General features: G+C 70.7%; 10 protein-coding genes. 4 read left to right on the plus strand and 6 right to left on the minus strand.

From position 1 onward, the window contains the following. Positions 1 to 8: 8 nt before the first annotated feature. Positions 9 to 413: a DoxX family protein gene (locus tag AC1DTF_RS07250; RefSeq protein ID WP_057166739.1), complete on the plus strand. Its 405-nt coding sequence runs from the start codon at positions 9 to 11 to the stop codon at positions 411 to 413. Here the strand turns inward: AC1DTF_RS07250 and AC1DTF_RS07255 are convergent. Further along, the gene (locus AC1DTF_RS07255) at positions 398 to 3,646 is read right to left on the minus strand and encodes an ATP-dependent helicase (RefSeq protein WP_477473591.1); all 3,249 of its coding nucleotides are present in this window, start codon (positions 3,644 to 3,646) and stop codon (positions 398 to 400) included. The genes AC1DTF_RS07250 and AC1DTF_RS07255 overlap by 16 nt on opposite strands. Continuing rightward, positions 3,643 to 6,750 (minus strand): PD-(D/E)XK nuclease family protein, encoded by a 3,108-nt coding sequence (locus tag AC1DTF_RS07260; RefSeq protein ID WP_477473592.1) that lies wholly within the window; start codon positions 6,748 to 6,750, stop codon positions 3,643 to 3,645. Before AC1DTF_RS07260 ends, AC1DTF_RS07255 begins: the two co-directional genes overlap by 4 nt. 94 nt (positions 6,751 to 6,844) lie before the next feature. On the opposite strand from AC1DTF_RS07260, the gene AC1DTF_RS07265 reads away from it, so the two are divergent. Together AC1DTF_RS07265 and AC1DTF_RS07270 are read left to right on the plus strand one after the other, a co-directional pair. After that, the gene (locus AC1DTF_RS07265; RefSeq protein ID WP_057166737.1) at positions 6,845 to 7,636 is read left to right on the plus strand and encodes an alpha/beta hydrolase; all 792 of its coding nucleotides are present in this window, start codon (positions 6,845 to 6,847) and stop codon (positions 7,634 to 7,636) included. Between the two features lie 2 nt (positions 7,637 to 7,638). After that, a complete protein-coding gene (locus AC1DTF_RS07270) occupies positions 7,639 to 7,935 on the plus strand; it encodes an MGMT family protein (RefSeq protein ID WP_477473593.1) in 297 nt (98 codons plus the stop codon). A 77-nt stretch (positions 7,936 to 8,012) separates the two neighbouring features. On the opposite strand, the gene AC1DTF_RS07275 is transcribed toward AC1DTF_RS07270, so the two are convergent. The 3 genes from AC1DTF_RS07275 to AC1DTF_RS07285 all read right to left on the minus strand — a co-directional run bounded on the left by AC1DTF_RS07275 (position 8,013) and on the right by AC1DTF_RS07285 (position 11,190). Beyond that, positions 8,013 to 8,867, minus strand: coding sequence for a TIGR02569 family protein (locus AC1DTF_RS07275; RefSeq protein ID WP_477473594.1), 855 nt, complete (start codon positions 8,865 to 8,867; stop codon positions 8,013 to 8,015). 37 nt (positions 8,868 to 8,904) lie between these two features. Then, positions 8,905 to 10,080, minus strand: coding sequence for an adenylyltransferase/sulfurtransferase MoeZ (gene moeZ / locus AC1DTF_RS07280; protein ID WP_477473595.1), 1,176 nt, complete (start codon positions 10,078 to 10,080; stop codon positions 8,905 to 8,907). Positions 10,081 to 10,188: 108 nt separating this feature from the next. Continuing rightward, positions 10,189 to 11,190: a DUF3152 domain-containing protein gene (locus AC1DTF_RS07285; RefSeq protein WP_057166801.1), complete on the minus strand. Its 1,002-nt coding sequence runs from the start codon at positions 11,188 to 11,190 to the stop codon at positions 10,189 to 10,191. Positions 11,191 to 11,534: 344 nt separating this feature from the next. On the opposite strand from AC1DTF_RS07285, the gene AC1DTF_RS07290 reads away from it, so the two are divergent. Then, entirely contained in the window at positions 11,535 to 12,194 is a 660-nt protein-coding gene (locus AC1DTF_RS07290) for an HTH-type transcriptional activator FasR (RefSeq protein WP_057166733.1), read from the plus strand. 19 nt (positions 12,195 to 12,213) lie between these two features. On the opposite strand, the gene AC1DTF_RS07295 is transcribed toward AC1DTF_RS07290, so the two are convergent. Continuing rightward, positions 12,214 to 12,462, minus strand: coding sequence for a DUF3107 domain-containing protein (locus AC1DTF_RS07295; RefSeq protein WP_057166732.1), 249 nt, complete (start codon positions 12,460 to 12,462; stop codon positions 12,214 to 12,216). Between the last annotated feature and the right edge of the window lie 86 nt (positions 12,463 to 12,548).

Consider the following 12,548-nt stretch of genomic DNA (forward strand, 5'->3'; position numbering starts at 1 on the left):
ATGTAACCATGACAAGCCCCGCATCCGGAGATCAGAAGCAAGCAGCTGCCAGCCGTGCCGTGAAGATGGGTGGATGGCTCGTCGGCATGGGCGTCCTGCATTTCGTGGCGCCCAAGCCGTTCGACACCATCGTGCCCACCGAGCTGCCCGGCAGTGCCCGCTTCTACACGCACGCCTCCGGTGTCGCCGAGGTCGCCGCGGGTGCGCTGCTGATCGCGCCGAAAACCCGCAAGTTCGGTGCGCTGGCCTCGATCGCGCTGTTTCTCGGGGTGTTTCCCGCCAACGTCAACATGGTGCGCCTGTGGTCCCAGGAGCCGGCCAAGCCCGTCTGGATGCGCATCGGCGCGGTCGCCCGGCTGCCGCTGCAGGTCCCGATGATCACCCAGGCCTACAAGATCTATCGCAGCGCCTGAGCGTCCTTCAACAACCCGGCGAGTTCCTGCTCGTCGGGCAGCGTGTCCGGCATGACGGTCACCCCGCTGCGCACGTAGTGGAACGCGGCCCGCACCGACTCCACCGGGCACCCCTGCAGGCCCGCCCACGCCAGCCGGTACACGGCGAGCTGTATCGCGGCGTGGCGCTGGGTCTCCGGAGTGCTCGGTGGCTCACCGGTCTTCCAGTCGACGACCACCGCGCCGCCGTCGGGTTCGGCGAAGACGGCGTCGATGCGGCCGCGCACCACGGTGGCGCGCGGCCCGTCGAGGATCATGTCGAAGGGCACCTCGACGTCGATCGGGGTGCGCGACGCCCAGGGCGAGGACGCGAACGCGGCCTGCAGATCGGCCAGCTCTTCGGCATGTAGCCGTCCGGTGTCACCGTCCACCGCACCGGGCAGATCGTCCAGATCGAACAGCCGTTCCGCGTGGAAGTAGCGCTGCACCCACTCGTGGAATGCGGTGCCCAACAGGGCATGTGGATCTGGCCGCGCCGGCAGCCTGCGGCGTAGCCGCTGCCGGGCGGCCGCGGGATCCTTGCCCAGATCGACCAGGGTGCTGACCGACAGTTGCCCGGGCAACTCGACCGGGGCCTGCTCGGCGGCGCGCTCGCGCTCGGCGAGCAACGCGTCGACGTCGGCCGCCCAGTCCTCGGGATCGAACGCCGACCCGACGGTTCCTTCGGCGGCTTGGGCGACCAGGGCGGCGCCCCGCTCGACATCGGCGTGGCGACCACCGGCCGCCGGAACCGGCCATGTCGCTTCGACGATGCTGCCGCGCAACGGGTTCGGCTCCCCGTCGGGCGGGTCGGGCACCCATTCGTCGATGACGCCGCAGGGCTGCCCGGCATCCACCGAGGCGTCGATGATGGCCTTGAGTTCCAGCAGGAACTCCGAGGGCCCGCGGGGTTTGGCCTCGGTGGGGCCCCAGTGGTGCCCGGAGAGCAGCAAGGTGTCCTCCGAGCGGGTCAGCGCCACGTACAGCAGCCGCCGTTCTTCGTCCCCGCGGCGCTGCGCCAGCATGTCCTTGTGATCGGCGATCTTGTCGGACAACGTCTTCCGGTCGTTGACATCGGAGGTGTCCAGCACCGGTACCCCATGCTCGGAAACGGTGGCTCTGTCCCCGCGCAGCAGCGGCGGCAGGTCCCCCGCGTCGCTGAGCCAGGTGCGGGCCATCGCGGTGGACGGGAACACCCGACCACTCAGATGCGGGACGGCCACCACTTCCCATTCCAGGCCCTTGGCGGCGTGCACGGTGAGGATCTGCACCCGGTCGGTCGAGACCGTCACCTCCGCCGGCGCCAGCCCGTTCTCCACGTCCGCGGCGACATCCAGGTAGGCCAGCAACCCGGCAGGTGCACCATCGGAGCGGGCGGCGAAGTCGGCCACCACGTCGGCGAAGGCATCGAGGTGCTCGGTGCCGCCCCAGCCCGCGGGCACCGGGCGGGCCGCTCGGACTTCCACGTCGACGCCGAGCACCCGCCGTATCTCGGCGATCAGCTCGGGCAGCGGATACGTCAGATGGGCACGCAGACCGGTGAGTTCGCGACCGAGTGCGACGATGCGCGCGTACCCGGGGGCCGAGTACAGCTCGGTCGGGCCGGGATCGCAGATGGCGTCGGCCAGGCAGGCGGTGTCCGCGTCGGGCGCCGCCTGGGCCACGATGCGTTCCATGGTGCCCAGCTGCCCGGGCGCGGGCACGTCGAGGTCGACGGCGCGCTGCCACAGGGCCGCGATGTCGCGGGCGCCCAACCGCCAGCGCGGCCCGGTCAGCACCCGGATGGCGGCCGCGCCGCCGGTCGGGTCGACCACCAGGCGCAGCATGGCGACCACGTCGGCGACCTCGGGGATCGCCAGCAGCCCGGCCAGCCCGACCACTTCGACGGGGATGCCACGCGCGGTCAGCGCCTCGGCCATCGGCGCCGCGTCGGCGTTGCGCCGGACCAGGACCGCGGCGGTCGGCGGCGTCGGGGTGGCCCGGTAGCGGGTGGCCACCTGATCGGCCACCCAGTTGCGTTCGGCGACAACGTCGGACAAAAGGGCGACGCGGATGGTGCCCGGTTCGGCGTCCGGTCGGGGCAGCAGTTCCCGCACGCTCACCGACCGCGTGCGGGCCTGCTCGGACACCGCGTTCGCCAGGTGCAGCGCCTCGGGCGGGTTGCGCCAGCTGGTGCGCAGTTCCAGGGTGGGCGCCGGGCTGCCGTCGGCGTGCGGGAAGTCGGTGGCGAACCGCGGCAGGTTGGTCGCCGACGCCCCGCGCCAGCCGTAGATGGACTGGATGGGGTCGCCGACCGCGGTCAGCGCCAGCCCGTCGTCGACGCCGCCACCGAACAGCGATGACAGCGCGATGCGCTGGGCGTGCCCGGTGTCCTGGTATTCGTCGAGTAACACCACCCGGTAGCGCTGCCGGAGCTGGGCACCGACCTGTGGTGCGGCCACCGCCAACCGGGCCGCCGCCGACATCTGGGCGCCGAAGTCCATCACCTTCTCTGCCCGCATGCGGCGGTGCAGTTCGTCGATGAGCGGCACCAGTTCGGTGCGTTCGTTCTGGGTGGCAAGCAACTTGAGCAGCCATTGCGCCGGCCCGCGATCGGCGCGGCTGCCACCGGCGGGCAGGTGGTGGATGAGGCGTTCCAGCTCGGTGTGGGTGTCCAGCAGTGCGGCGGTGTCGACCAGATGCTCGGACAGCGCACCGGCCAGTCGCAGCACCATGGCGGTGACCGCGGCCGGCGATTTCTCGGTGTCCAGGACCCGCGGGTGATCGCAGACCACCCGGAAGGCCAACTGCCACAACTCGGTTGCGCCGATCAGTCGGGTATCGGGCTCGACCGGGAGCAGCAGCCCGTGATCGCGCAGCAGCGCCCCGGCGAAGGCGTGGTAGGTGCTGATGGTGGGCGGGTCCTCGGCCCGGATGTCGCGGCCGATGCCGGTGCCGGCCAGTCGCGCCAGCCGGGTGCGGACCCGGCGCAGCAGCTGACCGGCGGCCTTGCGGGTGAAGGTGAGGCCGAGAACCTCACTGGGCCGGGCATATCCGTTGGCCACCAGCCAGACCACCCGGGCGGCCATTGTCTCGGTCTTGCCGGCGCCGGCGCCGGCGATGACGACCAGTGAGCCCGGCGCCGCGGCGATCACCGCGGCCTGTTCGGTGGTTGGTGCGAACAGCCCCAGCGCCTCGGACAGCTCGGCCGGGCTGTACTGCTGCTGGGCGATCACGACCGGCCTTCCGGGTTCTGGGCGGGGCAGATGGCACGCACCGGGCAGTGTCCGCACCCGTCGTTGGCGCGCGCGACGAACTGCGGGCCCTGCGTCGCTGCGGCCGCCGCGGTAACGGTATCGCGCCACTGCTGGGCCGTGTCGGCGGTCAGCGCATCCTGGGCGCGTTCGGTGACTCCACTGGCGGTCGTCTTGGCCGGGTAGACCAGCAGCCCGCCGCCGGGCTCGTCGCCGTCGGGCAGCACACCCTCGGCGACGGCGAGCTGATACATCGCCAACTGGGCGTGGCGCTGGGCGTCGTCCTTGGTCGCCGGGCTCTTGCCGGTCTTGACGTCGACGATCACCAGCCGGTCGGCGTTGTCCCGCTCCAGGCGGTCGATGCGTCCGCGCACCCGCACGCCGGGGGCCACCATGCCGTCGACGGCGACCTCGGTGCCGACCTCGCTGAACTGGTCGCGGGTGGATTGGCGCCACTGCGCGAACGCCGAGAGCATGGCACCGTGGCGGGCCAGTTCGTTGTCGGCGTACCACTGTGATTCGTAGGGCATCCCGGCCCAGACGCTCTCCAGCTCGGCAAGCATCTGGCTCTCGGTCCTGGTCGAGTCCGACACCAGCGCGTGCACCAATGTGCCGACCGCGGAGCGCACATCGCGGCTGTCGGACCCGCCGTGGCGTTCCAGCAGCCAGCGCAGCGGACAGTCCGTCAGGGTCTGCAACGTGGACGGCGACAGCGTGCTCACGTGGTCATCCCCCGACCACAGCGGCTCGGACGTCGAGGGTTCGGTACGGTCCTGCCACAACGACGGGTCCGCGCCGGGCACACCCGCCTCGGCGAGCCTGGCCAACTGCGTTGCCGCACACGCCCTGGCGTCGGCCTCGACGTCGCCCTCGGGGGCGCACACCACGGCCCGTAGCCGGCCCACCAGCGCGGCCGGCGTCAACACCCGCGGCGCCGGCACGATCTCTCGCTCGTCGCCGGTGTCCGGGTCCTCGGTGGCCAGGGCGGCGAGCTCGGCGCAGAACGGTGATGGCAGCATCGCGGCATCGCCGGTGTCACTGTCGACGGCGGTCACCAGCAGGCGGTCACGGGCGCGGCCCATCGCGGCGATCAGCAGCCTGCGCTCCTCGGCCAGCAACGGCGCCCGGGTCGACACCCGGGCCGTCGGGCCGTCGTCGGATCCGGTCACGCCGTCGAGCACGTCGACCAGGTGCTGGGTGCCGAGCACCCCGCCGCGGGGAACGGTGTTGGGCCACAACCCTTCCTGAAGTCCGGCCAGCACCACGAAGTCCCATTCCCGTTCCAGTGCGGCGTGCGGGCTGCAGATCGCCACCGCGTCGGCCCGGTCCGGGCGGGTGCCGGTGATCGGCAGTTCCAGCGCGTGGACGTGGTCGACCAGGCCGCTCAGCGTCGCGCCGGTGGTATTGGTGACGTACTGGTCGGCGATGTCGAACAGCGCCGTGACCGCCGCCAGATCGCGTTCGGCGGCCGCACTCCCGGCACCGCCGCGGTCGGCCTGGGTGACCCAACGCTTCTGCAGACCGCTGCGATTCCAGGCCTGCCACAACGTGTTCCGGGGGTCTTCACCGCCGCGGTGGCTGTGCTTGGCCGCGCGCAGCACCGTCTGCACACGTTGCAGGCAGCGCGCCAGATCGGCGGGCAGGCCGTCGGGGACGCGCTGCACCGATTTCACCAGGAGCTCGGAGAACTCCTGGTGATGGCCGAAGGTGCGGCGCAGAGCCCGACGCAACTGCCGCAGGGACACCGGGTCGACCCGTCCGATGGGTCCGGTCACCAGGTCCATCGCGGCTGCACCGGTGAGCCCGTTCGCGGTCGCGTCGGCCACGATGAGCAGCGCGCGGACCGCGGGCTGCTGCGCCAGGCCGGCTTCGGTGGCGGGCAGATCGACCGGAACCCCGGAGGCGGTCAGGGTGCGGCCCAGCGCGGCGCCCACCCGCGACACCGAGCGGACGATGACGGCCATCTGCGACCACGGCACACCGTCGATCAGATGGGCGCGGCGCAGTGCGTCGGCGATGAGCGTGGACTCGGCGTGTGTGGACGCCGCGATGCGGACCACCACCGAACCCGGCCGCCCGGGCGCCCCGGTGAACTCGCGCAGCCCGTCGGCTCCGGGTAGGCGACGCGCGATCGCAGTGACCGCGGCGGCCACTGCCGTCGAGCACCGATGCGATTCGGTGAGCACCACGGCCGGGGTGTCGGTGCGCAGCAGCGCCGGATCGCCGCCGCGGTAACCGAACACGGCCTGATCCGGGTCACCGGCGAGCACCGCGAGATCGGACCCGGCGGCCAGCACCCGCACCAGCAGCGCGGCCTGTGGGTCGAGTTGCTGCGCATCGTCGACCAGCAGAACGCGGACCCGGGCGCGTTCGGCGGCCAGCAGGGCGGGATCCAGGGCCAGCGCATCCAGGGCGGCGCCGACCAGTTCGGCCGCGCCCAGCGCAGGCACGGTGGCCTGCGGTGCGGCCATGCCGACCGATGAACGCAGCAACATCACCTGCTCGTAGGTGGCCGCGAACCGTCCCGCCGCCACCCATTCCGGGCGCGCCGACAGCCTGCCGAGGCGCTGCAGGGCGACCGGGTCCACACCGCGTTCGGCGCACCGCGCCAACAGATCACGCAGTTCGGTGGCGAAGCCGGCGGTGCCCAGCGCCGGATGCAGCGATACCGGCCAGCCATCGGCGCCGTCCTCGATATCGCCGGCGAGCAGTTCTCGGATGATGCCGTGCTGCTCAGCACTGGTGATCAGCCGCGGCGGCGGATCACCGTTGCGCTGCGCGGCCAGGCGCAGCACCGCGAAGGCGTAGGAGTGCACGGTGCGGACCAGCGGCTCGCGCACCACACCGCGCGCACCGGCGGTGAGCAGTGCTGCGGTGATCGCGGCGCGGGCCTGCGCACCGAGCTTGGCCGAACCGGTCAGCAGCAGAACGCTTTCCGGGTCCGCGCCGGCGGCGATGTGGGCCACCGCGGTGTCCACGAGCAGCGTGCTCTTGCCGGTGCCGGCGCCGCCGAGCACCCGCACGGTGCCGCGGACACCCGGTGTGGTGAGCGCGTCGGGGGTGAGATCGGTGTGCGGCGCGGACATGTCAGCATTTGATCAGGGAGGTCCGACAAGTCGCACTGACCAGCGCGGACGGCCCGGCAGGCACCCACTGTGCGGTGGCACCTACGATCGAGGCGTGACCGATCGCCTGCACACCTACCGCTACGGCCCGTCCCGGCCGGCCCAGATCCTGGGCGTGCACGGGCTCACCGGGCACGGCCGGCGCTGGGAAACGCTGTCCAATGAGTATCTGCCCGAGTTCTCGGTGCTGGCACCGGATCTGATCGGGCACGGCCGGTCCACCTGGGCAGCGCCGTGGACGGTCGAGGCCAACGTGGCGGCGCTGGCGGCCCTGCTGGACGCCGAGGGTGGCGGGCCGGTCCTGGTGGCCGGGCATTCGTTCGGCGGCGCGGTGGCGCTCAGCCTCGCCGCGACCCGGCCCGATCTGGTTTCCTCGCTGGTGTTGCTGGATCCGGCGGTCGCGCTGGACGGCGCCTGGATGGCCGAGATCGCCGACGCGATGCTGTCCTCCCCCGATTATCCCGACCGCGAGGAGGCCACCGCCGACAAGCTGTCCGGGTCGTGGGCCGAGGTGGCCGCCACGTTCCCCGAGGAGTTGACCCGTGAACTGGACGAGCACCTGATCGAGTTGCCCAACGGGCGCGTGGGCTGGCGGATCAGCGTCCCGGCGGCGATGTCCTACTGGAGCGAGCTGACCCGGCCGATCCCGTTGCCGCGCAGCGGAACACCGACCACGCTGATGCTGGCCACCCGCACCACTCCCCCGTATGCGACCGACACCCTGATCGGCACCCTGCGCGACGCGCTCGGTGACAGTTTCACGGTGGCCGAGGTGGACTGCGACCACATGGTGGCCCAGGCTTTGCCCGCCGAGACCGCAGCGATCATCCGCGGGCACCTGGCCTGAGCGTGGCGCCGATCACCGAGGATCAGGTCGAGGTGGTGCGGGCGCTCGTGGCCCGGATCCCGGCCGGGCGGGTGAGTACCTACGGCGATATCGCCGAGGAGGCCGGGTTGCCCAGCCCACGCATCGTGGCGTGGATCATGCGCACCGATTCCTCGGATCTGCCGTGGCACCGGGTGATTCGGGCCTCCGGATGGCCGGCGCCGCACCTGGCCACCCGGCAGCTGGAGCGGTTACGCGCCGAGGGGGTGCTGGCCGTCGACGGCCGGGTGCCGCTGCGCGAGTACCGCCACGCGTTCTAGGCGCGAGCAGACACAAATGGTGCCAAAATAGGTGCCTTTGAGGGCCATTTGCGTCTGCTCGCCGAAAGAAGGCGAGCCTAGAGCGCGAGCCGGACCAGGGCCGCGGTGCGGGCCAGACCCGGGAACGCCGACGCCGTCGACCGTGGATGCAGCGCGTGCACGGCGAGTCGGAACATCAAGGCACGCAACAGCATCTGCGACCACTCCGGCAGCGGATTCCACCGTTCGACCAGGCCGTCATCGGCCTCGCCCCAGGCGAGCGCGTCGACGACCACCACGCCGGCTGCCCAGGAGGCAGGCCGCCAGTACGGGGTGATATCGGTGATGCCCGGCGCCGCGGTGCCGGCGAAAAGCACTGTGCCGTACAGATCTCCGTGCACCAGCTGGCTCGGGCTGCGGGTCGGCTTGCGCAGCGCGGCGAGCTGGTTGATCAGCTCCACGGACTTCTGGCCGTCGGCCGAGCCGGGCGCCAGCCGCGCGCCCTGGGGTAGCCCGTGCAGGGGTCRGTCCTCCCAGGCGGCGCGGTCGGCGGCGATGAACACGTCGACATCCGACCAGGGCGCCACCGGGGGCTGGGTCAGGAAGCGCGGGCGCTCCAGTTTTGCGGTCGCCTCGTGCAACCGGACCGCGGCGGAGACCACTTCGTCGTGCCGGGGTTCGGGGGTGCCGGCCACGAAGGTGTCGGCACGCCAGCCGGCGACCACGTAGCGCCCGTCGGTGGAGCGCACCGGACGGGCGAGCCGGATACCGTCGGCGAACAGCGTCTCGCGGACCTTGGCCGACCAGGCGGCGCGCGCGTGGTCGGCGACCATCGACAGCACCACCTCGCCGCAGCGCCAGCCGCCCTCCCAGCTGGAACCCAGCGGAACCGGCGACAAGCCGGCCAGACCAAACGCCGCCATCACATGGTCGGGTGGCAGATCGTCAGACACGCACGTCAGCCTAAGCGGTGCGTCGGTCGACACGGTGTCAGTACATGACCATGTCGGGCTCGAGTTGTTTCGCCCATGCCACGATGCCGCCCTGCAGGTGCAGGGCATCGGAGAAGCCGGCCTTCTTGAGCACGGCCAGCATCTCGGCCGAGCGCACCCCGGTCTTGCAGTAGAGCACCGCGGTCTTGTCCTGCGGGACGGTCGCCAGGCCTTCGCCGGCCTCGATCACCGATTTGGGGATCAACTTGGCGCCCTCGATGTGGTTGATCTCCCACTCCACGGGTTCGCGGACGTCGATCAGCGCCACCGGCTTGCCGGAATCGAGCAGCTCACGCAGCTCCTTCGGGGTCACGGTCGCGCCCGCAGAAGCCTGCGCGGCTTCGTCGGAGACCACACCGCAGAAAGCCTCGTAGTCGATCAGTTCGGTGATCTTCGGGGTGGACGGGTCCTTGCGGATCTTGATGGTCCGGTAGGTCATGTCCAGCGCGTCGTAGACCATCAGCCGGCCCAACAGGGGGTCGCCGATGCCGGTGAGCAGCTTGATGGCCTCGGTGCCCATCACCGACGCGATCGAGGCGCACAGGATGCCGAGCACACCGCCCTCGGCGCAGGAGGGCACCATTCCCGGCGGCGGCGGCTCGGGGTAGAGGTCGCGGTAGTTCAGGCCGAGCCCGTCGGGGGYGTCCTCCCAGAACACCGACACCTGGCCCTCGAAGCGGTAGATGGAGCCCCAGACGTAGGGCTTGCCTGCGAGCACCGCGGCATCGTTGACCAGGTAGCGGGTGGCGAAGTTGTCGGTGCCGTCCAGGATCAGGTCGTACTGCTCGAAGATCTCGACGGCGTTCTCGGGCTCCAGCCGCACCTCGTGCAGCACCACGTTGACCAGCGGGTTGACCTCGAGCACGGAATCGCGGGCGCTCTGCGCCTTGGACCGGCCGATATCGGACTGGCCGTGGATGATCTGGCGCTGCAGGTTGGACTCGTCGACGACGTCGAATTCGACGATGCCGATGGTCCCGACGCCGGCGGCGGCCAGGTACAGCAGGGTCGGCGAGCCGAGCCCGCCGGCACCGATGACCAGCACCTTGGCGTTCTTCAGGCGCTTCTGACCGTCCACGCCCATGTCCGGGATGATCAGGTGCCGGCTGTAGCGGGCGACCTCTTCGCGGGTCAGTTCAGCGGCTGGCTCCACCAGCGGTGGCAACGACGTCACCGTGTGCTCCTCGAATCGACGACGATTTCCTGGGCCAATCAGACCAGGCACACGTACTCAACAGCAATTCAGGGCATTACGTTCCCAGTGTGCGCCGAGCTGAGGGTTTCAGGCGATGGGATACGGCCACGGATTGAAACGGCACGTCAGGTTGTCGGCCTTGACCGAGTCCGGGTCGAACCGGGCACCGTCGTTGTTACTCGTCGAGAACGTCTGCTGCATCATGATCGGCGCCAGCGCCCCGTTCTCCGGGCACGGCTCGTGCTGGCGGTAACCGATGGCATGGCCGACCTCGTGGTTGACCACGTACTGCCGGTAGGAGCCGATGTCACCCTGGAACGAGGTGGCGCCGCGCACCCACCTGGCCTCGTTGATGAACACCCGGGCCTGGTCCCCCAGATAGGCGGGGTTGAAGCAGGACGCTTCCAGCGGGATGTCGTAGCCGCAGCCCTCGCGGATGGTCAGCGGTGAGGTCAGCGACACCCGGAAATCCGGCGGGCCCTCGCTGTCGTTGTCCACGCGCAGGAACGCGAACTGGGCGTTGTGGGTCCAGCTCTTCGGGTTGGCCAGGGTCTCGCTGACCATCCGGGCGAATCCTTCGTCACCGCCGAAGGATGCGGTGTCCAGACCGTCCTCGACCTCGACGGTGTAGGTGAACGTCTTCTCGGTGCCCTGACCGATCTTGGGTGAGGTGCCCGGCACGATGTGCCAGGTCTTCGCGCCGGCCTGGGTGAACGGGCCGCCGCCGGGCAGGATGCCGGTCGGCAGGTTGGCGTCGAATTCGGTCAGCCCTTTCGGCGGTGCGCCGACGATCGCGGTGCTGGGGGCGTCGATGGTGGGCGGGCCCTGCACGGGCCCCTCGGCGTTGACCGGGGTGGGAGCCGTGCCGGTGCCGGTCACCGTTTGGTACAGGACGACGCAGGTGACGACGGCGAGGATGGGCAGCGCATAGGCCCGCCAGCCGTAGGTCGAGACGAAGCGGCCCAGCCAGGTCTGCTTGCGCCATTGCTGGTGCTCGTCGCGGTTGGCCCGGGGGCGACCCTGATCATCGGCCAGCGGGTCGCGCTGGGCCCGCAGCGGCTCACGCTGGTCATCGCGCCGCACGGGCACGCGGTCCGGGTCGGTGCGCTGGCTGCGCTCCTGGCCGCGGTACCGGACGCCTTGGTCGTTGTACCGGGCGCCCTGATCGTTGTACCGGTCACCGGAGTCCCCGGTGAACCGGTTTCCCGGGTCGCTTCTGCCCTGCCCTGCCCGGGCACGGTCGCCGACGCGACGCCCCGGGTCGTAGGTCACCGAACCAGGATGGCACAGCCGCGCCACCGACACGGGCACCGACACCGGGCGCTCCCCCAGCGTGCGGTAGTAATGTCGTGTCGATCGGCAGGTTCACCCGTCGATGACGCGCACACCAGCGCACGAGCGTGAGCAGCACAATTTGTGAAATTGAGGACGTAATGAGCGATCTCGCCAACGCCGCCGGAGCGCGGGGCGCCAAGGCGGGCACCGGCGGCAACCGGCGCGGCAACCGTCTGCCCCGCGACGAACGACGCGGCCAACTGCTTATTGCTGCCAGCGAGGTCTTCGTCGACCGCGGCTACCACGCCGCCGGTATGGATGAGATCGCCGACCGGGCCGGTGTCAGCAAGCCCGTGCTGTACCAACACTTTTCGTCAAAGCTGGAGTTGTACCTCGCGGTCCTGCAGCGCCATGTCGACAACCTGGTCTCCGGTGTGCGCCAGGCGCTGCGCACCACCACCGACAACCGGCAGCGACTGCGCGCGGCGGTGCAGGCGTTCTTCGAGTTCGTCGAGCACGACAGCCAGGGCTACCGGCTGATCTTCGAGAACGACTACGTCACCGAGCCACAGGTGGCCGCTCAGGTGAAGGTCGCCACCGAGTCGTGCACCGACGCGGTGTTCGACCTCATCAGCCGGGATTCCGGACTGGAAGCCCACCGCGCCCGGATGATCGCGGTGGGGCTGGTGTCCACCAGCGTCGACTGCGCGCGTTACTGGCTGGACAACGACCGGCCGATCTCCAAGGACGCGGCGGTCGAGGGCACGGTGCAGTTCGCCTGGGGCGGTCTGTCACACGTGCCGCTGACCCGGTCCTGAGGACCGGGCCAGCTGAGCACTAGCTGGTCTTGATGGCCTCTGCGCCGACCCCGAAGCCGACCTTGCGGCTGTCGGCCGCTCCGATCTCGACGTAGGCGATCCTCGCCGACGGCACCAGGTAGCGGCGCCCCTTCTCGTCGGTCAGCGCGAGCACGGCCGTCGCGTCACCCAGTGACTTGACGATCGCTTGTTCCACCTCGTCGGGTGTCTGCGCGGTGCTGATGATCAGCTCTCGCGGGCTGTCGGTGACCCCGATCTTGATGTCCACGCTGCGGGCCTTTCGGTTGGTTGGCGATGCTTCGTCAAAGGCTAGTGGACGCACTCCGGATCGCGCCGCCGTGGTCGTTGCGCCGT

It is taken from the genome of Mycobacterium sp. P4_H6 (genome assembly GCF_056400845.1).

Coding starts and splice junctions, on each gene's coding strand:
- AC1DTF_RS07250 (WP_057166739.1), top strand. CDS start 9: ATGACAAGCCCCGCATCCGGAGATCAGAAGCAAGCAGCTGCCAGCCGT.
- AC1DTF_RS07260 (WP_477473592.1), bottom strand. CDS start 6,750: ATGTCCGCGCCGCACACCGATCTCACCCCCGACGCGCTCACCACACCG.
- AC1DTF_RS07290 (WP_057166733.1), top strand. CDS start 11,535: ATGAGCGATCTCGCCAACGCCGCCGGAGCGCGGGGCGCCAAGGCGGGC.